The organism is Brevibacterium sp. (assembly GCF_052105255.1).
GTDB lineage: Bacteria > Actinomycetota > Actinomycetes > Actinomycetales > Brevibacteriaceae > Brevibacterium > Brevibacterium linens_B.
This window is the reverse complement of the sequence record NZ_JBQDYQ010000035.1, coordinates 6045-27336: the sequence shown is the minus strand read 5'-3', so window position 1 is coordinate 27336 and position 21292 is coordinate 6045. Positions and strand designations below refer to the sequence as shown.

The 21292-nt window shown below is 66.3% G+C and carries 18 protein-coding genes and 1 pseudogene; 5 read left to right on the top strand and 14 right to left on the bottom strand.

Translation table 11 applies throughout. The features are described 5' to 3' along the window. Positions 1–9 precede the first annotated feature (9 nt). Positions 10–504 (top strand): N-acetyltransferase family protein, encoded by a 495-nt coding sequence (locus ACTIIH_RS10710; RefSeq protein ID WP_441091029.1) that lies wholly within the window; start codon positions 10–12, stop codon positions 502–504. Positions 505–646: 142 nt separating this feature from the next. Here the strand turns inward: ACTIIH_RS10710 and topA are convergent, their stop codons facing one another. Next, positions 647–3478, bottom strand: a complete 2832-nt coding sequence (topA, locus tag ACTIIH_RS10705) for a type I DNA topoisomerase (protein WP_441451713.1) — start codon at positions 3476–3478, stop codon at positions 647–649. Positions 3479–3646: 168 nt separating this feature from the next. Then, complete coding sequence (locus ACTIIH_RS10700) at positions 3647–5305, bottom strand: methyltransferase (protein ID WP_441451712.1); 1659 nt, start codon at positions 5303–5305, stop codon at positions 3647–3649. A gap of 34 nt (positions 5306–5339) precedes the next feature. Here ACTIIH_RS10700 and ACTIIH_RS10695 point away from each other — a divergent pair, with 34 nt between their 5' ends. Next, a complete protein-coding gene (locus ACTIIH_RS10695; RefSeq protein WP_441451711.1) occupies positions 5340–7616 on the top strand; it encodes a DEAD/DEAH box helicase in 2277 nt (758 codons plus the stop codon). Between the two features lie 8 nt (positions 7617–7624). Here the strand turns inward: ACTIIH_RS10695 and ACTIIH_RS10690 are convergent, their stop codons facing one another. The 9 genes from ACTIIH_RS10690 to ACTIIH_RS10650 form a co-directional block, all read right to left on the bottom strand. After that, positions 7625–7942 carry an Rv3654c family TadE-like protein gene (locus ACTIIH_RS10690; protein ID WP_101555790.1) on the bottom strand — a complete coding sequence of 106 codons (318 nt, stop codon included), beginning with the start codon at positions 7940–7942 and terminating at the stop codon, positions 7625–7627. Beyond that, entirely contained in the window at positions 7939–8325 is a 387-nt protein-coding gene (locus tag ACTIIH_RS10685) for a TadE family type IV pilus minor pilin (protein WP_441451710.1), read from the bottom strand. The genes ACTIIH_RS10690 and ACTIIH_RS10685 overlap by 4 nt, the downstream gene beginning before the upstream one ends. Positions 8326–8331: 6 nt before the next feature. After that, a complete protein-coding gene (locus tag ACTIIH_RS10680) occupies positions 8332–8577 on the bottom strand; it encodes a DUF4244 domain-containing protein (RefSeq protein WP_441451709.1) in 246 nt (81 codons plus the stop codon). Between the two features lie 187 nt (positions 8578–8764). Next, positions 8765–9367 carry a GNAT family N-acetyltransferase gene (locus ACTIIH_RS10675; RefSeq protein WP_169251585.1) on the bottom strand — a complete coding sequence of 201 codons (603 nt, stop codon included), beginning with the start codon at positions 9365–9367 and terminating at the stop codon, positions 8765–8767. A 42-nt stretch (positions 9368–9409) separates the two neighbouring features. After that, a complete protein-coding gene (locus ACTIIH_RS10670; RefSeq protein ID WP_441091036.1) occupies positions 9410–10000 on the bottom strand; it encodes a type II secretion system F family protein in 591 nt (196 codons plus the stop codon). Between the two features lie 2 nt (positions 10001–10002). Further along, positions 10003–10698 carry a type II secretion system F family protein gene (locus tag ACTIIH_RS10665; RefSeq protein WP_441451708.1) on the bottom strand — a complete coding sequence of 232 codons (696 nt, stop codon included), beginning with the start codon at positions 10696–10698 and terminating at the stop codon, positions 10003–10005. After that, positions 10695–11867, bottom strand: a complete 1173-nt coding sequence (locus ACTIIH_RS10660) for a TadA family conjugal transfer-associated ATPase (protein ID WP_441091038.1) — start codon at positions 11865–11867, stop codon at positions 10695–10697. Before ACTIIH_RS10660 ends, ACTIIH_RS10665 begins: the two co-directional genes overlap by 4 nt. Further along, positions 11864–12871, bottom strand: a complete 1008-nt coding sequence (gene ssd, locus ACTIIH_RS10655; RefSeq protein WP_441451707.1) for a septum site-determining protein Ssd — start codon at positions 12869–12871, stop codon at positions 11864–11866. The genes ACTIIH_RS10660 and ssd overlap by 4 nt, the downstream gene beginning before the upstream one ends. A 244-nt stretch (positions 12872–13115) precedes the next feature. Further along, a complete protein-coding gene (locus ACTIIH_RS10650; protein WP_441451706.1) occupies positions 13116–15593 on the bottom strand; it encodes a hypothetical protein in 2478 nt (825 codons plus the stop codon). A gap of 336 nt (positions 15594–15929) precedes the next feature. Between ACTIIH_RS10650 and acs the strand changes: the two genes are divergently transcribed. Together acs and ACTIIH_RS10640 are read left to right on the top strand one after the other, a co-directional pair. Beyond that, positions 15930–17867: an acetate--CoA ligase gene (gene acs / locus ACTIIH_RS10645; RefSeq protein ID WP_441091041.1), complete on the top strand. Its 1938-nt coding sequence runs from the start codon at positions 15930–15932 to the stop codon at positions 17865–17867. Between the two features lie 177 nt (positions 17868–18044). Then, positions 18045–18452, top strand: coding sequence for a phage holin family protein (locus tag ACTIIH_RS10640; RefSeq protein WP_025778074.1), 408 nt, complete (start codon positions 18045–18047; stop codon positions 18450–18452). A gap of 95 nt (positions 18453–18547) precedes the next feature. Here ACTIIH_RS10640 and ACTIIH_RS10635 read toward each other — a convergent pair whose 3' ends face one another. Next, complete coding sequence (locus ACTIIH_RS10635) at positions 18548–19279, bottom strand: NUDIX hydrolase (RefSeq protein ID WP_441451705.1); 732 nt, start codon at positions 19277–19279, stop codon at positions 18548–18550. After that, entirely contained in the window at positions 19276–20052 is a 777-nt protein-coding gene (gene nth / locus ACTIIH_RS10630) for an endonuclease III (RefSeq protein ID WP_441451704.1), read from the bottom strand. Before nth ends, ACTIIH_RS10635 begins: the two co-directional genes overlap by 4 nt. Positions 20053–20283: 231 nt before the next feature. Here nth and ACTIIH_RS10625 point away from each other — a divergent pair, with 231 nt between their 5' ends. After that, on the top strand, positions 20284–20961 hold the full coding sequence (locus ACTIIH_RS10625) for a Crp/Fnr family transcriptional regulator (RefSeq protein ID WP_039211346.1): 678 nt from the start codon (positions 20284–20286) through the stop codon (positions 20959–20961). Between the two features lie 137 nt (positions 20962–21098). Here the strand turns inward: ACTIIH_RS10625 and ACTIIH_RS10620 are convergent. Beyond that, positions 21099–21292 (bottom strand): annotated as a pseudogene (locus ACTIIH_RS10620) (MBL fold metallo-hydrolase); the annotation flags it as partial.

Below are 21292 nucleotides of genomic sequence, written 5' to 3'. Positions count from 1 at the left end.
GGACTCACCATGACCGTCACCATTCGTGAAGCAGAACGCTCTGATCTGCCCGACATCCTGCGGCTTGTCCGCGCGCTGGCTGTCTATGAGAAGGAACCGGATGCGGTGGAGGCCACCGAGGCGGACTTCGCGGCAGTGATGTTTCCCGACGATGGGCACGCGAACACGTTCGGTCTCGTGGCCGAGGCGGACGGCGACGTCATCGGCATTGCGATCTGGTTCCATTCGTTCTCCACCTGGACGGGCAGGAACGGCATCTGGCTCGAGGACCTCTTCGTCTTGCCCGACCATCGCGGTTCGGGAGCCGGGAAGGCGCTGCTCGGACGGCTGGCGCGGATCTGCCAGGAGCGCGGACTGACGCGGCTCGAATGGTGCGTGCTCAAATGGAACACCCCGTCGATCGGATTCTACGAATCGCTGGGTGCGAAGCCGCAGGACGAGTGGGAGACCTATCGCCTCGACGGACAGGCGCTTACCGATTTCGCGGATTCATCGCGCGACTGACCTAGCCCTTGAAGGCACTGCTGACCTCGTCCCAGCAATCACAGGCCACAGGAGAAGAAACGACTTTCGCCACCGCCCCGGGACTTCGGGCAGGTGGCGAAAGCAGTCCAAAGCGAATGCCTCAGGCTCGGCGGCCGTCGACTCAGGGAGTCTTCGGCTTGGCCGTGCTCGTCTTCTTCGCGGCAGTGGTCTTCGTCCCTGTCGACTTCGACGCAGTCGACTTGGAAGCCGTCGTCTTCTTCGCGGTGGTGGACTTCGACGCTGTTGATTTCGACGCGGTGGTCTTCGCGGCTGTCGACTTCTTCGCAGCCGTCTTCTTGGCGGGCGCCTTCTTAGCCGGAGCCTTCTTCTTCGCCGGTCCCTTCGCGCGCTTCTCAGCGAGCAGAGTCGCGGCGCGTTCGAGCGTCACGGCTTCGACGGAGTCGTCCTTGCGCAGGGTCGCGTTCGTCTCGCCATCGGTGACGTACGGCCCGAAGCGGCCGTCCTTGACGACGACGGGCTTCTTCGTCTCCGGGTCCTCACCGAGTTCCTTCAGCGGTGCCGCGGCACGACGACCGCCGCGCTGCTTCGGCTCGGAGTAGATCTTCAGCGCCTCCTCGAGGGTGATGTTGAAGATCTGCTCCTCATCCGTCAGCGAACGGGAGTCCGTGCCCTTCTTCAGGTACGGTCCGTAGCGGCCGTTCTGTGCGGTGATGTCCGTGCCCTCTTCGTCCTGACCGACCACACGCGGCAGGCTGAGCAGCTTGAGCGCGGTCTCGAGGTCGATCGAGTTCAGATCCATCGACTTGAACAGCGAACCGGTGCGCGGCTTCGGCTTCTTCGCGCCCCGCTTCGGCTTCTCCTCGGGCTCGGGCAGCACTTCGGAGACATAGGGCCCGAATCGACCGTTCTTCGCCACGATGGTGTGTCCGGTCTCCGGGTCGACACCGAGCTCGCGGTCGCCGTCGCCCTGGGATTCGATGAGTTCGGCCGCCTTCGCCGCCGTCAGCTCATCGGGTGCCAGATCGTCGGGGACGGAGACCCGCTTCGGGTCCTCGCCGTCCTTCTCCGCGGCGACCTCGAGGTAGGGGCCGTAGCGGCCCACCCGCAGGTTCACACCTTCGCTGATGGCCACGGTGTTGACCTCGCGCGCATCGATATCGCCGAGGTCGTCGACGATGGCCTTGAGGCCCTCGCGGTCGTGGACCTTGTCGCCGAAGTAGAACCCGGCCAGCCAGTCGTTGCGATCCTCCTCGCCCATCGCGATCCGGTCGAGTTCGGATTCGAGGTCGGCGGTGAACGCGTAGTCGACCAGACCGGTGAAGTGCTCCTCGAGCAGGCGGACGACGGAGAACGCCAACCAGCTGGGCACCAGTGCGTTGCCGCGAGTGGTCACATAGCCGCGGTCCTGGATGACGGAGATCGTCGCAGCATAGGTCGAGGGACGGCCGATGCCGAGCTCTTCGAGCTGCTTGACCAGGCTGGCTTCGGTGAAACGGGGCGGCGGAGCTGTGGTATGTCCGTCGGCTTCGGCCTTGACGACCGACAGCGACTGGCCCTCTTCGACCTGCGGCAGCCGCGACTCCCCGGACTTCGTGTCGTAGCGGGACGCGTCCTGGCCCTCTTCATAGGCGGCGAGGAACCCGCGGAAGGTGATGACGGTGCCGCTGGCGCTGAATCCGGCTTCATGACCGTCGGCGAGAGCGGCACTGACCTTGATGGTCGCGGTCTTGCCCTTCGCATCGGCCATCTGGCTGGCGACGGTGCGCTTCCAGATGAGGTCGTAGAGACGGAATTCGTCGCCGTTCAGCTGCTTGGACACCTGCGCCGGGGTGCGGAACGAGTCACCGGCGGGTCGGATCGCCTCGTGGGCCTCCTGCGCCGATTTCTGCTTGCTCGCGTACTGGCGCGGCGAGTTCGGAACGAATTCGGGACCGTAGAGTTCGGTCACCTGCTTGCGGGCGGCGGCGATGGCCTGGCCCGACAGCGCCGAGGAATCGGTACGCATATAGGTGATGTAGCCGTGCTCGTACAGCGACTGGGCGGTGCGCATGGCCTGACGGGCGCTCATGCGCAGTTTACGTCCGGCTTCCTGCTGCAGGGTCGAGGTCGTGAATGGTGCGGCCGGGCGGCGGGAGTACGGCTTCGACTCCACCGCGGTCACCGTCAGCGCATCCTTGGCGCTGCCGTTCAGCTCCGTAGCCAGGGATTCCGCGCGGGCCTGGTCGACGATCGTCGCCGAGGTGTTCTTCAGCTCGCCCTTGTCGTTGAAGTCTCGGCCGGTGGCCACCCGCGACCCGTCGAGGGTGGTGAGGTTCGCGGCGAACGGGTTCGTCCCGTCCGGCAGACCGAGGTCGATGTCGAGGTCCCAGTAGTCGGCGGGCACGAAGGCCATGCGTTCGCGTTCGCGTTCGACGACGAGGCGGGTGGCCACGGACTGCACTCGTCCGGCCGAGAGCCCGGCACGGATCTTGCGCCACAGCACGGGTGAGACCTCGTAGCCGTAGAGACGGTCGAGGATGCGGCGGGTCTCCTGCGCGTCGACGAGCGAGGAATCGATTTCGCGGGTGTTCTCCAGGGCCCGTTCGATCGCCTCGGGCGTGATCTCGTGGAAAACCATGCGTTTGACCGGGATCTTCGGTTTGAGGACTTCGAGCAGATGCCAGGCGATGGCCTCTCCCTCGCGGTCCTCATCCGTTGCCAGATAGAGTTCGTCGGCGTCCTTGAGCAGACGCTTGAGTTCGGTGACCTTCTTCTTCTTGCCCGGGTCGATCCGATAGTAGGGATCGAAGTTGTTGTCGACGTCGACAGCGAACTTTCCGTACGGCCCCTTCTTCATATCGGCGGGCAGCTCCGAAGGGGTGGGCAGGTCGCGGATATGCCCGACGGAGGCCTCGACGTCATAACCGTCGCCGAGGTATCCCACAATCGTTCGCGCCTTCGTCGGAGACTCGACGATGACGAGGCGACGGGGCTTCTTCTCGGTTGTGGTCACGCTTTCACATTCCTCTCACGGCATCAGCTGCCCACTGCAACGGACGATCCGGCCCAATGTAACACTGTTGAACGGACACGTTCCGCATCGGCCCTTCCGGCCCGGACGCTGCCCGGACCTCGTCCGATCTCGGCCCGAACACAGGGTCAACGGTTTTCGATCCTATCCCTATTCCGCCGACGTCCCAGTCGTCGAGCTCCCGACCGAACCGCCGTCGGGCAGCAGTGCACCCGCCGCGCACAGGGCTCTGACCTGGGCCACGAGTTGGTCTTCCAGTGCCGTGGGATCGACCTCGAGAAGCTGGGCCAAGGCCCCGGCCGTCTGCCTCAGGGTCAGCGTCCCGTCCGCGACGGACACGAACCCGGCCAGTGCCGTATCGAGGTCGAAGACCTGACCGAAGCCGATCCCCTGTTCCAAGGTGATCGAATTGGGTTCCGGCGCTCCGGGAACGAAATGGCGATGTTCGACGAGGTCGGGAGAGCGCGTGAAAGCGGTCGCGGCGATCTCCTCGGGGCCGGCCGATGCCAACCACGATCGGATCGCGATGATCGTGGTGAGGAACTCTGCGAGTCCGTGCGGATTGTGCGTCGGCGCCGAGGTGACTCTCACCCGGGCCTTGAACACTCCCTCGGCTGTGCCCGACAGTCCACCGACGAGGCTCGGCTGATCGTCGCCGACCGCGGAGTCCGGAGAATCAATTGTCGGCGCACCGTTATCGGACTTTGTCATCAGCACGTACCCGAAGACGACTTCGTCCACAGCTCTGGTGGCGAAGTCGTCGAGCCATGCGGCGACGGCGTTATTCCAGGTCGTGCTGGCACGAGGGATCCCGCCGTCGCGGATCCACGTTTCCGCGTAGGCGACGGGGTCGAGGGCCTCGCGTTCGATGACGAACACCGATGTATCCGCATCGCCGACCCAGGCCTCCGGCCCTTCGTCCGTCCCCGAGGCGGATTCCCAGTTTCCGAGGCAGACGCTGCGTCCGCCCGGGGTGAGGATCTCCGGGATCCGGGTGAACAGCTCTCGGACGAGGCGGTCCCCGGTCATTCCGCCGTCCCGGTATTCGAAGGTGGTGTCCGTGCTGCGCGGGGTGATGACGAACGGCGGATTCGACACGAGCAGATCCACGGGTTCGTCCAAGGGTTCGAGGAGGGACCCGTGCCGGAATTCGATCGTCGTCACACCGTTGAGCCCGGCCGAGAGTTCGGCCAGGCGCAGGGCTCGACGGGAGATGTCGGTGGCGATGACTCGGTCGCTGTGACGGGCCAGCAGCAGAGCTTGGATTCCGCAGCCGGTGCCGATGTCGGCGGCCGCACCCACATGATCGCGCGGGGTGATCGACACCAGTGTCCGGCCGGCTCCGCCGAGTCCGAGCACGAATTCTCCGTCGAGGACATCCGGTGTGGTCAGGGTGCCGTGGTCGGCGACGAGGTAGAGGTTCTCGTCCCCGGGACGGAAGCCGCGCGGGACACCGACGGGAAGATCATAGGGGGTCAGGGCGAAGGGGGCGACCACCTCGTCGTCGTCCACGGTGACCAGCCCCACCTCGGCGGCGGTGTCGAAGGACTCCCCCAGCAGGGCTCGGACGTCGGCGACCGGGACTGTGCGGTGGAAGTGGAAGAGCAGCGCCGCGCTGGCCAGGGCCCGGTCGTCGGCCGTCGACGACTGGTCCGCCAGCGTCCGGGCGCAGTGGTGGATGGCGGGTGCGGCGTTGTTGCGCAGCAGCGCCTCCGAGGTCGGACCACCCCAGAACTGGCGCAGCCGTGGTTCGGTGTATCCGGAACGGTAGAGGGTCTCGCCCAGGTGGGCCAACGGCAGATCAGTCACAGAAGAATCCTAGCGACTGCGCCATAATTGACTCATGGCCTCCTCTGCTCTTCTCGACATCGTCACCGGTTTCGGTGCCCGGGATGAGCGGATCGTCCATGTCCGCGATATCCCGCAGCGTTTCGAACGCGACGCCGAGTGGCCGGACTGGATCGACGAGGAACTCAAGCACGCATGTCATTCCATCGGCGTCGACGCTCTGTGGCAGCACCAGCTCGAGGCGGCGCAGACGGCCAGGGACGGAACTGATGTCGTCATCGCCACCCCCACCGCCTCGGGCAAGTCTTTGGGATTCTGGCTGCCGGTGCTCGAAGCGATCCAATCGACTCGCGGGAAGCTGCGCACCGCCTCGGCGATCTATATCGCTCCGACAAAGGCACTGGCCGCCGATCAGCTGGCCAAACTCGAACGATTCGTCATCCAGGGCATGCGTCCTGCCAGCTATGACGGGGACACCTCGCAGGTCTCGAAGGACTGGGCCAGGCGACATGCGAACATCATCTTCACCAACCCGGACATGCTCCACCGCAGCATTCTGCCCCAGCACGAGCGCTTCGCCCGGATGTTCAAGAACCTGCGTTTCATCGTCATCGATGAGGCCCACCGCTACCGAGGTGTGTTCGGGTCCCATGTCGCCCTCATCCTGCGCCGCCTGCTGCGCATCGCCGCCCATTACGGGGCTGCCCCGGTCGTCATCGGAGCCTCGGCGACGATGGCGGATCCGGACGCAGCCTTTGCGAAGCTGACCGGGCGTGCCGCGCATGCGGTGACCGAGGATTCTTCACCGCGCGCGGCCGGCAGCTTCGCACTGTGGGAGCCGCCCGTGTCTCCCGGCGGGGATCGGCGCAGCGGTCTGGTCGAAGCCGCCGATGTCATCACCGATTCGATGTGCGCCGGTTTTCGGTCGATCACGTTCATCGCCTCCCGCCGAGGCACCGAAGCCCTCGCCCAGACCGTGCGTGACCAGGTGGGGCAGGTGGATGAGACCCTGACCGGCAAGGTCGCCGCCTACCGGGGCGGGTATCTGGCCGAAGAGCGCAGGATGCTCGAGACGGCTCTGCGTTCGGGTCAGCTGCTGGCCGTGGCGTCGACGAACGCTCTGGAGTTGGGCATCGACATCTCCGGCCTCGACCTCGTCATCATCTCCGGCTGGCCTGGAACCCTGGCCTCCCTGTGGCAGCAGGCGGGACGCGCGGGCAGAGCCGGGCAGCGGTGGATGGCGGTGTTCATCGCCCGCGATGATCCGCTCGATACCTTCGTCGTCCACCATCCCGAAGTCATCTTCGACTCCCCCGTCGACGCCGGTGTCATCCATCCGGGCAACCCGCATGTGCTCTCCGGTCACCTGTGTGCGGCCGCCGCCGAAGTGCCTCTGAAGTCGACCGACCTCGTGCACTTCCCGGACAATTCGCCCGCCGTCATCGACGACCTCGTGGAGCGCAAGATGCTGCGGGCACGACCGACCGGATGGTTCTGGGCAAAGGACCAACCGGCGGCCGACCTGTCCGATATCCGCGGTTCAGGCGGCGGCCAGTTCAGCCTGGTCGAGGCGAGCACCGGCACCCTGCTGGGCACGGTCGACGAATCAGGTGCGCACACCGGCGCGCATCCGGGAGCGGTGTATACGCATCAGGGCATCGACTTCACCGTCCTCGACCTCGACCTCGAAGACCGGATCGTCGCCGTCGAACGCGCCGAGGTCGACTACACGACTCAACCGCGCTCGCAGACGGAGATCTCGATCGTCGACACCGATGCGCAGCGGGTTCTGCCCTCCGGGGTGGCTGTGTGCAGCGGAACCGTCGACGTCATCGATCAGGTCGTGGCCTACCGGATGCGGGCAAAACGCGGTGGAGCGATCATCGCCGAACACGAGCTCGACCTGCCCGAGCGCACGCTGCGGACGAAGGCCGTATGGTGGACGATTCCGCAGAGCATCCTCGGCGAGGCCGACGTCGTCTCGGGCGACCTGCCCGGAGCCGTCCATGCCGCCGAGCATGCCTCGATCGGTCTGCTGCCGCTCTTCGCCGGCTGTGACCGCTGGGACATCGGCGGCGTATCGACGGCTCTGCATGCCGACACCGGACTGGCGACGGTGTTCGTCTACGACGGTCTGGCCGGGGGCGCCGGGTTCGCCGAACGCGGCAGCGAGGTCATCGAAGAATGGTTGGGGGCGACCAGGGACGCCATCGCCGCATGTGAGTGCATCGACGGCTGCCCGTCGTGCGTGCAGTCGCCCAAGTGCGGCAACGGGAACGAACCGCTGGAGAAGGACGCAGCGCTGCGGCTGCTGCGCACCGTGCTCAGGTAGCGATCCCCTCATTTCCCGGCGACGGCCTCCTCTCTGACCTTCGGCAGAGGCCCAGGGATGTCGACTTCGATGACGACGTAGGCGGATTGCTCACTCAGCGAGGCACGGCAGTCCTTGAGGTGACCGCCATTGCGAATCGCCACCTCCTTCGCCATCTCACACGGTTCTCCGGTGGCCAGTCCGCGCACGGCGTCCGCGGCGGCGAGCGCCGCCAGGTCCGCGGCGCTCTGCGCCCGACTGTGGGCCACGAAAGCCTGGCCGAGGCTGCCGATGGCGGCGACGAGGACGAGCACGATCGAGCAGAGCCCCACAACGATGTTCGTCATGACCGCCCGGACCTGTCCCCTTCGACTCGCGCAGTGGCATGCGCATCGACGGCGTCGAGGAAGAAGATCGCAGCCGGCAGGTCGATCGTGACGGTCACGACCGAGTATCCGCCGTCGGCTCGAACGCCGACCGAGGAGGACTCACCGGCGTGCTTCTTCGCTTCGGACACAACAGCGGCCCGGGGTTCGCCGCGGGCGATCTCACGGGCCGCGGACCGGGCTGCGTCGAAGGCTCGCAGCTGGGAGAAGCCGACCGCGGCGGCTCCCGTGAGCAGCACGATGAGAAGCACGACGGCCGGCATGACGACGGCGAATTCCGCGGTCGCCGTTCCCGAATCGCGATCCCAATCTCGCTGCCGCTGACGGGAGCGTCCGCGTGCCATGACGGTTCAGCTTCCCAGACCGAGCGCCGTGGAGATGACCCCGGTGATGAGTTCCTTGATCGGCTCTGATTTGAGGACGACGACGAGCAGTGCGGCGAATCCGCATGCGGCCAGAGTGGTGATCGCATACTCTGCGGTGGTCGCTCCGGTGTCGGAGTCCCAGAACTGGTCGATCTCATTGTGGTCAGCGACTGGTTCGATCTGACCTGTCGGCGGATCCTCGATCTCCGGGGGCGGTGAAGTTGTGGTCATGCTCTCCTCCTTGGCTGAAACCCCGTTCGCACTCTGCGAGCGGACCTTCAGCCTGGGAGTCGGCATGCTGCCGTGTCCAGGGCCGGTTTCGCGCCTGTGGAAACGGGTTCGGCATCCACAGGCTGACCATGGACGAGTGGAGAGGTCGTCCACAGGAATCGGCGTGCGAGTCAGCGCCGCCGGTGCCTCAGGTGTTGCCGGCCCAGTCGTCTCTGAGGATGGCCATGATGACTTCGTCGTGGCGGCGGCCGTTGAAGAACACGGCTTCTCGTCGACGGCCTTCTTCGACGAATCCGGCCTTGGTGTAGGAGGCGATTCCACGGGTGTTGAACGCCCAGGTCTGCAGCTCGATGCGATTGAGTCCCAATTGGAGGAACCCGTATTTCACGGCCAGTCGCACGGCGTCCGAGCCGTAGCCGCGGCCGTGGAATTCAGGGCCGAGGACGATCGCCAGAGTGGCGGACTGGTTGATGGGGTTGCGTCCGTAGAGGGTGACGTGGCCGACGAACTCTTCGGTTTCGGTCAGCTCGATGCTGAAGCCGACCGCTTCGCTCGATCTGTTCGCGCTCCACTGTGAGAACTGTTCGGACACTCCCCCTTCCGGCCGCGGCAGAACCGTGTGATTCTGCAGGACGACGATCGAGGGATCGAACCACCACTGCTCGAGATAGGGCAGATCATCCTCCCTCAGCGGCCGCAGACGCACGGATCGACCGACGAAGAGATTCTCGGCGTAGTCCTCGGCTTGTTCGACAGTGGACAGCTGATTGAAAGGTGTGACCGGTGCCATGTCCCGAGCCTATCGGTCGAGTCTGAAAACCAGGTCACCACCTCAGAAGAACACGGTCGTGAGGTCGGTCAGCAGCGAGATGACGACCGGGACGACCGAGAGCAAGAGGAACGCCGGCAGAATGCACACACCCAAGGGCAGCACCAGCTGCACACCCAATGAGGCGGCGGCCTCCTGCCGACGCCGGCGTGAGGACGCCCGCAGCTCCTCGGCCACGGACTCGATGAGCGGTGCCGGACCGACACCGGTGTGTTCGGAGAATTCGAAGACCTCGAGCACCGGCAGCAGCCGATCGTCGTCGGCGAGCCTGCGCCCTCCGATCGTCATCGCACGGGCGATCCTCTGCAGATCCGATCGGTCATCGGTCGCCTCGGCGGTCAAGGTCAGCGCCACGGGAATCGGCAGGCCCGAGGTCAGACAGATCGCCACGAGATCGAGGTCGAATGCCAACTGATCATCGGCCACCGTCTGCTCTGTCCCCGACCCAGCCGGACCCGCCTCCGGGGTGGCCGCCTCGGCGCCGGTCGGATCGGTCCTGCCCTCGCCGAGGAGGCTCTGCAGTCTCCGACGGGTCGATCCGGACCATAGCAGCACGCCGAGTCCGACACAGGCACCGATGAGCACAGCAAGCATGGTCACCTCTGCGCTCGCAGCATCATCGTCCGCATCCACCATCGGCCTGCCCCGTACAGGACGAGCCCGGCACCAATGCTCAGCTGTCCCGGCAGCCCGCTGATGAGTTCCAAGGGTCGGACGCCGATGAGCAGGCCGAGACCGACGCCGATGAGCGGCAGCCAGCTGAGCACCCGCACCGTCGACCGCGGGCCGGCCATGGCGATGCGACGTTCACGTTCGGCGTCGAGGGCGTCTCTCTGGGCGGCCGCATAGCGCAGGATCATCTCGGCTGCGGGGGCTCCGGAACGTTCGGACACCGTCCACACGGCGGCCATTCCGGTCAGCACGTGAGCGGCGGCTTCCGACAGCGCGCTGCTGCGGGTGGCGATGGCGCGTCCGGGATCCTCACCCAAGGAGATCGCCCGTGAGATCGGGGCCAGCGCGTCATTGCGGCGGCTGAGCGTGGCCATCACCGCCTGCGGAGTCATCCCCACCTTGAGCAGATGGGCGCAGTTCTCCACAGCGGCGATCGCCCACAGCCGTTCTGCCTGATCATCGGCGGTGCGGCCGCCTCGACGAAAGAAGGCACGCACCCCTTTCCGCACCGATTCACCGTCGTCTCCACGGGGCAGGAGCTCCCGCAGCCTGGATCCCGGGTCCGGGGGCGCGGCGAGGATGATCCCGCCCGCAATGAGGGCTGCGGTGACGACGATCATTGCGCGGACTTCTGTGCGAGCACGGCTTCGAACCGGGCCAGGGCACGCCGATTGACAGTGCCGGCCGTCGACGGCGATGGGCGACCCCACACCGGTTCCATCACCACTCCCTCGGACCCGGTCCTCGTCGGGATCGCCAGCTCCGTGACTCCCCGCTCGGAGCCGCTGCGCCGCAGATGGATGACGAGGTCGATAGCGGTGGAGAACTGCGAATACACGGCGTCCGGACTCATCTGCGCCAACGCACCGAGCGCGGCCACCCGACTGGGCACAGCCTCGGCGGTGTTCGCGTGGATGGTCGCACACCCGCCCTCATGACCGGTGTTGAGCGCGGTGAGCATGTCCCGGACCTCGGCACCGCGGCATTCCCCGACGACGAGGCGATCGGGCCGCATCCGCAGGGCGTTGCGCACGAGATCGGTCAGGGTCACTTCGCCGCCGCCTTCGACGTTGGCCTGACGCGCGGCGAGCTGCACGGTGTGCGGGTGGGTGACGATGAGTTCGCGGGAGTCCTCGACGATGACGATGCGCTGGACGTCCTCGACGAGTGAGAGCAGGGCGCCGAGGAGGACGGTCTTTCCCGTGCCCGTCCCGCCGGAGATGAGGATGTTCGCCCGAGACGTGACCGCCTCGGCGACGAGAGGGCTGATCTCATCGGGAACGAACCCTTCCGCGCAGAGCTGAGAATAGGGGAATCCGGCCCGTTTGGGTACGCGGAAGCTGATCGTCGTCGTCTCCCCGGAGATCGGTGGCACGATCGCGTTCATCCGCACCCCGTCGGGCAGGCGCACGTCGACATAGGGGGAAGAGTCGTCGAGGCGGCGCCCGCCGAGGGCGGCCAACCGCACCGCCAAGGACCGCACGTCCTCTTCGGACCCCAAGGTCAGATCGAGCAGCCGAGGCCCGCCACCGGTGTCGGCGAAGATCTCACGCGGTCCGTTGACGAACACGTCCGTGGTGCCGGGCACCTCGAGCACGGACTGCAGGGGCCCGGCCCCGGACAGCTGCGCGGACAGCCGAGTGACGAGTTCGAGCAGGGCGGAGGAACCGAGCACGCGTCCGGTGCGTTGGACCGCCTCGGCGACGGCGGCCGTGGTCACCGGTCCCGGCTTGTCGAGCAGCGTTTTGCGGACATCGGCGACGAGCGAGGCGTCGAGCCATTCGCTCATTCGACCCACTCCCCCAGCAAGCGGTCGACGAGGCGGCCGAGGTGCGCTCCCCCGGGGATGCCCTCGCCGCGGTCGACGGCGGCGGACAGTCCCCGATCATCGCGGATGCTCCCGGCCAGGCTCAGACCGATGGATTCGGCGAGGAGCTCGGCGTCGAGGCCCCCGGCCCCGGTTTCGCGGACGACGAGGCGCACATCCGGGTGGGCTTGGGAGAGCCGCTTGGCCACTTGGGAGGAGGCGACGGCCGACCGGACCCGGGCCGGGGAGACGAGAAGGACATGATGGCAGCGTTTCGTCCATTGCGGTGGGGCGTGGCGGGGCAGATCGACGATGACGAGGTCGAAGGCCTGACCGGCTGCGGCGAGGAAGTCGTCGAAGACCTCCGGGTCGAGGTCGACCGTGTCGTCCCGCCCCCAGGACAGCAGCGCGAGTCCGTCGTGGCGGGGCAGCACTTCGGTCAGGGTGGAGGGGCGCAGCTGTCCGCGGGAGGCGCTGAGGTCGGTCCACCGGGGGCCGGGCACCGCTTCGGCCCCGAGGACGAGGTCGAGTCCCCCGCCGAGCGGGTCGGCGTCGACGAGGACTGTGCTGTGACCGGCTCCGGCCCGTCGGGCGAGTGCGCATGCGAGCACGGAGGCTCCCGCTCCTCCGCAGCCGGCGACGACGCCGACCGTGGTTCCGGGTGCACCAGGCGGTTCGACGGCGGCGATCATCCGTCCGCTCAGCCATTCCGCGGCGGCGGGCAGCACGGCGAGCTGGTCGACGCCGAGGTGGGCAGCCTTCGCCCACGTCGAGGAGGGTTCGTCATCGTCGAGGACGACGAGGATCGTGTCCGCCCTGTCGGTGGCGGGGGCTTCGCGGACGTCTTCGCCGAGGAGGATGAGCGACGCGGACTGCCAGCCTCCGGAGTCGGGAGGCAGGACGGTCAGGGAGATGCCGATGCTTTCGGCGACTCGGGCGCATTCTTCGGTGATCGCACCGAGGTCGGTGATGAGGGCTACCTGCATGCACCGAGCCTGGACTCGAGCGGTGGCCTCCGGCCAGGCCGGAGCGCTGCCCTGTGGAGGGGACGACGAAGGGGCGCCTCCTGTGAGGTTGAGTCACAGGAGGCGCCCCAAGTGGCGGCCTGCAGCGTCCATCCAGGTCAGCCGCGGTGGCTTGGCCGCTCGGCCACCTCACGCGGTGCCGATGGGCACAGAGTCGATCGTGGCGTGTCCACAGCGCTGACGTGCGAGTGGAAGCCGGACCGAATCAGCCGCGCTGGATTCCTTCGATATTGCGTAGGACACCGGTGGTGCTGCCGTCGGAGTCGCGGACTTTGAACGAGGATCCCTTGTCCTCGAGACTGAGGTACCAGTCGCCGGGGTAGATCGTGAACACCGGCATTCCGGTGGTCTCGTCCACGGCTTCGCGCGGCTCGGGAACGGCGAACCAGAAGGCCTGGATGATGGAGCGTCCACCGTCCTGGTTCTGTGCCCGACCGTTGTCCTGACCGGCCTTCCGGCCGTCGTTCTGCGCATCACCGGACCGGTTCTGACCGGCATCGGCGGGCACCGGCTGGTTGTCGACGGCCGTCTGCGCCATGGTCTCGTCGGTCGAGCTGTCCGCGCGCCCGTCGGTCTCCGGACGGTTGGCATAGTCGGCGACGGGAACGTACTGAGTCGGCTCTTCGCTTTCGGGAGCGGTCGTCCGCTCCGCACTGGTGGCCGGCTCCATCACAGCGGTCGCCTGACCGTCATCATCCGCCGCTGTGTCATCGCCCGCAGGGGCCGTGTCATCGGCCGTGGGCTTGCCGTCTGCGACGACCGGGCCGTCTGCCGGGGTGCTGACAACCGTGGCCTCGGTGGAGCGGACATTCGCATCGTCGTCCTGACCCTGCGCCGGGGATTCGTCGGTCGAGGACGAAGAATCCGATGGCGAGGCGGTCGAGGACTGTGCGGCCGATCCCGCGCCGGCGACATCTGCCTCTTCTGCGGAGTTCGTATCCGAAGACTTCGCGTTGACCTTGGAGACCAGGTCGCTGCTCTCGGCCGGCGACACGACCGTCGGGGTGTCGTCTTCCTTCGCCGAGGCGGCCATGGGCCTGTCCGCGGACGTGTCCTCGTTCGCCGCGTCGGTCTCAGCAGACGACACGGAGTCGGTCTCCGATTCGGGAGCGGCGTGGCGGCCACGCCGACGTTCGGAATCCGAGTGTGCGGCAGCGGCACCGGCAGCACCGGCGCCGATCACTCCGGCGCCCGCAGCAGCGGCCGCGGCGCCCGAATGTGACTTGTCGCCTGCCTCGGTGGGCTGGGCCTCGGCTTCAGCAGCCTGTCCGCTCGTGCCGGCGGGCTGACCGTCGGCCGAATCGTCCTGCGGCCGGCCGGCTCCGACACCGAATGCCTGAGTCGGTTCGCTCTGCGAATGCTGCGGGGCCTCCGAATCGCGACGGCCCAGATAGGTCTGACCGTCACCGGTGCTGTGCACCGGCCCGTCGGCCGACGCCTGGTCAGATGTCGTGTCCGAGGATCCCGGCGCGGCGCCCGCGTCCGAGGTGCCGGCAGGTGCGGCGAAGGAGCTGGCAGAACGCTCGGCGTCCTGCTCCTGCGGCGGAGCATACGGGCTGGGCTGGTTCTGCTGGTCGGCAGGTTGGGCCTCGGCAGGGGCGAACTGGTTCTGGTGTTCCGGACCGCCGAACTGACCCGACTGTCCTGGCGCACCGAACTGAGTCGGCTGGCCGGACTGTACCGGTCCGCCCGGGTGACCGAACTGATCCGGCTGACCGGGCCCCGCTTGTCCCGCACCGGCCGGAGCGGCACCATGCGGTGCGAATCCGGGTGCACCGGCACCCGGTGCGGTCGCGCCGGGCACATTGGCCACCGGTGCCGGATGCTGGGTGTGCTTGGTGACGGGGCGAGCCTTCGGGTGGGTTTCGATGTCCTCGCGGCCGGCGAACTCCTTGGCGAAGAACGGCAGCATCGTGAACACACCGGCGAAGAGCGCGATGAGCCCGGCGAAGAACGTCAGGTACGAGCCCACATGCCAGTAGACCGCCGAGGTGAGCAGATCGATGAACACATAGGTGAAGGCGATCGCCGAGAGCACGGAGATGAACTGGTCGAAGCTGAGCGATCCGACCCGCAGTCGACCGTTGCCGAGCTTGTTGATGAGCACAGCCGCCACAATGAGCAGGATGGTGAGCACCGCGAACACGAGGGCACCCATATCCGCAACATTCCAATGCCACAGAGTCGTCGTCGCACGCCCTATTCCGTAGCTGTAGCCGCGGTAGGGCACGAACAGCGCGATGAAGGCGAGCAGTCCGGCGAAGAGGAGGAAGAGATCACGCAGAGTCAGCGGTCCGAGGATTCCCGGTCCGGTCTTCTGCTTGGGCGCCGGCGCCCTACCGAACTGACCGGGAGCCGACCCATACGGTCCCGGAGCCGACCCATACGGTCCCGGAGCCGACCCGTACTGTCCGGGCGCCGACCCGTACTGTCCGGAACCCGACCCGTACTGGGCCGGAGCCGAACCATAGGGTGCGTGGGCGGCGGGCTGCCCCGAAGCCGAACCGTAGGGTCCCGGCGCGGAACCATAGGCCGGCCCGGGAGCCGAACCGAAGTGACCCGGCGCCGAACCGTAGGCCGGCGGCTGACCACCTGGCTGCTGCGCGTTCTGGCCCGGGTACTGCGAGGGCTGATCCTGCCACGGCTGTGGCCCGGACCCGGTTGGATGCTGCGGCGAACTCATCGCTGACTCCAGTCGATCTCGGGGAAAGGTAACAGTGTTTCTGTGTCCGCGCGGGACGGGGCCCGACAGACTCTGACACCATCCTTGCAGAACACAGGCCACCTGTGCACTCATATGCGCATTCTCAGGCACGTCGAAGACTCCTCAGTCCCCCGCCGAGGAGGCCCTTCCGTCGCCGCGCAGCCATCAAAATCATGTGAGCTTTACCACAACAAACACGCGTTGGCTACCCCCGATTTCCCCGTTCATCGTGTGAAACTGCTCTCCCCAGCCCCCGACCACAGGTATACAGTGCAACTAGAATTTTCGATCCACCAACGAAGTCGGAGGGAAAAAATGACCGAAACCGCTGCCGAGCAGACCGAGACGTTTGCTCCACCTGAGCAGTTCGCGGCCGCAGCCAACGTCAAGGCCGATGAATACGAACGCGCCGAGGCGGACTACCTGGGTTTCTGGGCCGAACAGTCCCGTGAGCTCGTCGATTGGCATCACGACTTCGGCGAGGTCCTCGATTGGACGAACCCGCCGTTCGCGAAGTGGTTCGTCGGCGGAAAGCTCAACGTCGCCTACAACTGCCTCGACCGCCACGTCCTCGCCGGCAACGGCGACCGTGTGGCCATCAACTTCGAAGGCGAGCCGGGCGATTCCCGTGCTTTCACCTATGCCGAACTTCTCGCCGAGGTGTCGAAGGCGGCGAACACGCTGACCGACCTCGGCGTCAAGAGCGGCGACCGGGTTGCCATCTACCTGCCGATGATTCCCGAAGCCGTGATCTCGATGCTCGCCTGTGCTCGCCTCGGTGCTGCACACTCGGTCGTCTTCGGCGGATTCTCCGCCGATGCACTGCACTCGCGCATCATCGACGCCGAAGCCCGCGTCGTCATCACCGCCGACGGCAGTTACCGTCGCGCCAAGCCCACGAGCCTCAAGCCGGCCGTCGACGAAGCGATCTCCCGGGGTGACACTCCGGTCGAGCACGTTCTCGTCGTCAAGCGCACCGGTCAGGACGTCGACTGGGTCGAAGGCCGCGACCAGTGGTGGGAGGATTCCGTCGGCCGCGCCAGCGACGAGCACGTGTGCGAATTCTTCGACTCGGAACACCCCCTGTTCATCCTCTACACCTCAGGGACAACAGGAAAGCCCAAGGGCATCCTCCACACCACCGGCGGCTACCTCACTCAGGTGCTGTACTCGATGAAGGCCGTCTTCGACATCAAGCCGGAGACGGATGTCTTCTGGTGCACCGCCGACGTCGGCTGGGTCACCGGTCACTCCTATGTTGCCTACGGCCCACTGGCCGCCGGCGCCACTCAGATCATCTACGAAGGCACCCCGGACACTCCGCATCAGGGTCGCTGGTGGGAGATCATCGAGAAGTACAAGGCCACGATCCTCTATGCCGCCCCCACGGCGATCCGCACGTTCATGAAGTGGGGCGAGGAGATCCCGGCGAAGTACGATCTGTCCAGTCTGCGTCTGCTCGGCAGCGTCGGCGAACCGATCAACCCCGAGGCCTGGCGCTGGTACCACCGCGTCATCGGCGGTGAGCGCTGCCCGATCGTCGACACCTGGTGGCAGACGGAGACCGGGGCCCATATGATCGCTCCCCTGCCCGGCGTGCTGTCGACCAAGCCCGGTTCTTCCCAGCGTCCGATTCCCGGCATCTCCGTCGATGTCGTCGATGATTCGGGCGAGAACCCGGCCGGTCCCGAAGGCGGCCTGCTCGTCATCCGTCGGCCTTGGCCGTCGATGCTGCGCGGAATCTGGAAAGATCCGGAGCGTTTCAAGGAGACTTACTGGTCGCGGTTCGAGGACACGTACTTCGCCGGCGACGGGGCCCGCCGCGATGAGGACGGGGATATCTGGTTCCTCGGCCGCGTCGACGATGTGATGAATGTGTCCGGTCACCGCCTGTCCACCGCCGAGATCGAGTCCTCGCTCGTCGCGCATCCCAAGGTCGCCGAGGCGGCTGTGGTCGGCGCTGCCGACGACACGTCCGGTCAGGCCGTCGTCGCGTTCGTCATCGTCTCCATTGGAGTCGAGGATTCCTCCGAGACATCTGAGGAGCTGCGTCAGCATGTGGGCAAGGACATCGGCCCCATCGCGAAGCCGAAGAAGGTCCACATCGTCACGGACCTGCCCAAGACCCGCTCGGGCAAGATCATGCGTCGCCTGCTCAAGGACGTTGCCGAAAACCGCGAGGTCGGCAATACGTCGACCCTCGCCGATGCCTCGGTGATGGACCAGATCGAAAAGTCCGTCGCAGACGCCTGAACCTCGCTCTGAGGCCGAGGTCGGAAGACCCGTCGGTGGCAGACGGCCCTGCCGCATAGCGGCCGTCTTCGGGATCCGACGGGTTTTCCCGATTCCCTGCCGATTCGCCTTTGGCCGCAGGGCACGATCAGACTACTCTTAAGTTAAATTGTCCTCGTTCTCGATTTAGGAGCTCTCATGGCCGAACGGTCCATCAGCGAACTGATCAAAGGCATCAGCGACGATTCCAAAGCGATCGCCGAAGAAGAGATTGCCCTCGCCAAGGCCGAAGCCACTGCCGGTGCGAAGAACCTGGGCATCGGAGCCGGACTGGCCGTTGTCGCTCTCTTCCTGCTCTTCCTGTCCTCGTTCATGGTGATCTTCGCCGGTGCGGCCGCTTTCCATGAGGGACTGGGCTGGCCGTGGTGGGGCAGCTTCCTCATCGTCTTCGGCATCCTCGCCGTCATCGCGATCATCCTTGTTCTCGTCGCCCTTCCGCTGTTCAAGAAGGGCAACCCGGTTCCCGGCACCGCGATCGGTTCGGCCAAGTCGCTCGTGGCCTCCGTCAAGCGCGCAGTGAAGAATCCCTCGGGACCCAGGTACTGACACTCCTTGCGATACTGAGAACCGCGGCAGGAACGAAGGCGGCGCCGGACATCAGGTCCGGCGCCGCCTTCGCATCTGCCTGAGAGATCGATTCCTCAGAAATCGATCGCGATGGGAGCCGTCTTGTCCCATTCGCCGGCCCAGCCGAGATGGTCGACGGCGAAATCGAGGATGCCGGCAGTGAAGCCCCAGACCTTGAGGACTCCGACGTCGAAGGCCGGGGTCGAGATCTTCAGATCGGGACGGGAGAAGGTGCCGCGATTGGCAGGGGCGACGAGATCGGCGATGGCCACCCGGTAGACAGAATACGACTCCCGCTGATCCATCGCATGCACCCGACCGGGCCGACGCCAATAGCCGACCACCGGTGTCACCTCGAATTTCGAAACCGGGATATAGAGCGGATCCATCTCTCCGAGCACTTCGACGGTGTCCGGGGAGATTCCAGCTTCTTCCTCCGCTTCACGCAGCGCGGCGGCCGCCATGGAATCGTCCTCGGGGTCACGGCCCCCTCCGGGAAAGGCGACCTGGCCGGGATGATGGCGCAGGGTCGCAGCCCGCTGGAGGAGCACGATGTCGACATCGGCGACGCCGAGTTCGGCCAGGCGCGATGCTTCTGCTTCTCCCGCCTCGGTGCGGGCTTCTCCCCCACGTCCGAAGAGCATGAGCACGGCGGCGTCACGGGCGGCAGCCTCGGCCGGTCCCTTCTGTCGGCGCAGCCACAGCGGGGACCCGTGCGAGTCGGCGAGGGCTTCGAGCTGCCCGCGCAGGGCTCCATCGGCGATCGTCGCCGATTCGGGTGGAAGGTCGGGGATTCGGGCGCTCACTGTCCGTCCTCGGCGACAGCCTCCTCGGCGCGAGTGGCCAAGGGTGCCATTTCGAACCGGAGCATGGCGCGTGCCTTCTCCGGGTCGAGTTCCCCGATGCCGAACGAGGGGCACAGCGCGGTCAGGGGGCAGGCTCCGCAAGCGGGCTTGCGGGAATGGCAGATGCGGCGGCCGTGGAAGATCACCCGATGCGAGAGCATGGTGAGATCCTTCTTCGGGAACAGGGCCGCGATCTCATGTTCGGCCTTGACGGCATCGGTCTCCTCCGTCCACCCGAAGCGGCGCGCCAACCGGCCCATATGGGTGTCGACGGTCAGTCCTGGAGTGTCGAAGGCGTTGCCGAGGACGACGTTCGCGGTTTTGCGCCCGACTCCGGCGAGCTTGACGAGCTTGTCCAACTTGTTCGGCACCACGCCGTCGTACTCGTCGACGAGTTCGTTCGCGAGCTTGACGATGTTGCGGGCCTTCGCCCGGTAGAACCCGGTGGAGCGGATGTGCTCCTCGACCTCGATGAGATTGGCCACGGCGAGGGCGTGAGCGTCGGGGAAAGCGGCGAAGAGGCTCGGGGTGACCGAGTTGACGCGGATATCGGTAGTCTGAGCGGACAGGACGGTGGCGATGAGCAGCTGGAACGGAGTCTCGAAGTCGAGTTCGCATTTCGCGTTCGGATACACCTCGGCGAGGATGCGATGGATCTTCCGGGCCCGGCGGGTCCGCCCCAGCGGGGTCTCCTTCGCGAACTTCCGCGCGCTCTTCTCTGCCACAGTCAACACGACTCACCATCCTAATCCGTGCCCCGTCATTCCGCAGTCATGCCGGTCACACCCTCGAATCATGCTCATGCGCCCGGAACTGGCCGTCTGCGGGAATGGTGTGGGCGGGAGTAGTGTCGGGCGACGCGGAAGGCGTTTTCATACTGATGGGCCACACTCCCGCGTCTTTGCTGGTATCGATGCAGATGACCAGGTAGATTTATGTGTGATTATCACGACAAGGAGGAACCAGTGGATATTGAAGTGGTGCGGGGCGCGACGCTCTTCGCAGGTCTGGACGATGAAGCCACCAGTGCATTGATGAAGTTCATGAACCCGCGGAGTCTCCGTCGGGGAACCGTGCTCTTCCATGAGGGCGATGCCGGTGACGAGCTCTACATCGTCTCCTCGGGCAAGCTCAAGATCGGCCGCGAGTCCTCCGATGGCCGCGAGAACCTGCTGTCCGTGGTCGGCCCCGGCGAGATCATCGGTGAGCTCAGCCTCTTCGATCCGGGCCCCCGTTCGACCTCCGTCACCGCTGTGTCCCAGTCGGAGCTGCTCAGCCTCAAGCACGACGACCTCACCACCTGGCTCAATGAGCGCCCGCAGGCCGCAATGAACCTGCTCAAAGCTCTCGCCCAGCGTCTGCGCCGCACGAACGAGACCGTCGGCGACCTCGTCTTCTCCGACGTGCCCGGCCGTGTCGCCAAGGCCCTGCTCGACCTGGCAGCCCGCTTCTCGAAGCCGGCACCCGACGGTGTGCTCGTCGCTCACGACCTCACACAGGAAGAGCTCGCTCAGCTCGTCGGCGCCTCTCGTGAGACCGTGAACAAGGCGCTGGCCGACTTCGCCGCCCGCGGCTTCATCCGTCTCGAGGCCCGCTCCGTCGTCATCCTCGACATGGACCGTATGCGCAACCGCGCCCGCTGATCCTCCTCGCGGCTTCCACACCGCCACAGCGCACGAACGCCCCAGCCGATTCGGCTGGGGCGTTCGTCCTGGCCGGCGCAGGTGTGCGACGTGGCCAGTGCTCGCCGTCTCAGGGACTGTCGCGTCAGCGGCGTGCTTCAGGCGTCGGCTGCGGGCAGAGCGTCGAGGTAGGCCAGCTGAGCCTTGACGATCTGCTCAGCCGCCGGCCGCACGCTGGACTCGACGTCGTGGTAGACGATGTCGCATACATCTGAGGCCGTCTTCGCCCCCTGCTCCAGTGCCGCTTTGACCTGCTCGATGCGTTCGAGTCGGTGGGAGCGGTAGTAGTCGA

Coding starts and splice junctions, on each gene's coding strand:
- ACTIIH_RS10650 (WP_441451706.1), bottom strand. CDS start 15,593: ATGAGTTCGCCGCAGCATCCAACCGGGTCCGGGCCACAGCCGTGGCAG.
- acs (WP_441091041.1), top strand. CDS start 15,930: ATGACCGAAACCGCTGCCGAGCAGACCGAGACGTTTGCTCCACCTGAG.
- ACTIIH_RS10680 (WP_441451709.1), bottom strand. CDS start 8,577: ATGACCACAACTTCACCGCCCCCGGAGATCGAGGATCCGCCGACAGGT.
- ssd (WP_441451707.1), bottom strand. CDS start 12,871: ATGCAGGTAGCCCTCATCACCGACCTCGGTGCGATCACCGAAGAATGC.
- ACTIIH_RS10660 (WP_441091038.1), bottom strand. CDS start 11,867: ATGAGCGAATGGCTCGACGCCTCGCTCGTCGCCGATGTCCGCAAAACG.
- ACTIIH_RS10640 (WP_025778074.1), top strand. CDS start 18,045: ATGGCCGAACGGTCCATCAGCGAACTGATCAAAGGCATCAGCGACGAT.
- ACTIIH_RS10690 (WP_101555790.1), bottom strand. CDS start 7,942: ATGACGAACATCGTTGTGGGGCTCTGCTCGATCGTGCTCGTCCTCGTC.
- ACTIIH_RS10695 (WP_441451711.1), top strand. CDS start 5,340: ATGGCCTCCTCTGCTCTTCTCGACATCGTCACCGGTTTCGGTGCCCGG.
- ACTIIH_RS10670 (WP_441091036.1), bottom strand. CDS start 10,000: ATGCTTGCTGTGCTCATCGGTGCCTGTGTCGGACTCGGCGTGCTGCTA.
- ACTIIH_RS10710 (WP_441091029.1), top strand. CDS start 10: ATGACCGTCACCATTCGTGAAGCAGAACGCTCTGATCTGCCCGACATC.
- ACTIIH_RS10675 (WP_169251585.1), bottom strand. CDS start 9,367: ATGGCACCGGTCACACCTTTCAATCAGCTGTCCACTGTCGAACAAGCC.
- ACTIIH_RS10665 (WP_441451708.1), bottom strand. CDS start 10,698: ATGATCGTCGTCACCGCAGCCCTCATTGCGGGCGGGATCATCCTCGCC.
- ACTIIH_RS10685 (WP_441451710.1), bottom strand. CDS start 8,325: ATGGCACGCGGACGCTCCCGTCAGCGGCAGCGAGATTGGGATCGCGAT.